Origin of the sequence: Flammeovirga sp. EKP202 (genome assembly GCF_014534745.1) — a bacterium.
In the GTDB taxonomy this organism is placed as follows: domain Bacteria; phylum Bacteroidota; class Bacteroidia; order Cytophagales; family Flammeovirgaceae; genus Flammeovirga.
Window position 1 is genome coordinate 1 of the sequence record NZ_JACVVP010000153.1, and the last position, 346, is coordinate 346.

1 tRNA gene is annotated in these 346 nt (G+C 44.5%); it reads left to right on the forward strand.

The features are described from left to right. The first annotated feature begins 100 nt into the window (after positions 1–100). Positions 101–174 (forward strand) — tRNA-Ile (locus tag IC221_RS29385). Positions 175–346 lie beyond the last annotated feature (172 nt).

Genomic DNA, 346 nt, shown 5'->3' on the forward strand with positions numbered 1-346 from the left:
ACCGGAAGGTGCGGCTGGAACACCTCCTTTTGGAGCCTTGTGCTTTACGAACGGGATCCTGCTTTCGAGGGACTTATGATTACTTTTATTACATCAATAAGGGCTTATAGCTCAGGTGGTTAGAGCGCTACACTGATAATGTAGAGGTCGCTGGTTCGAGTCCAGCTAAGCCCACTAGTTCTAAAAAGTTAGAACAAAAGATCTTTGACAGAATGGGAAAAACTTTAGAAATTATTTTTAGCTAAATAATTTCACTCAAAAGAAAAGCGAGAGAAGGGTATACAGGGAATGCCTAGGCTTTTGGAGGCTACGAAGGACGCGACAAGCGGCGAAACGCTCTGGGGAG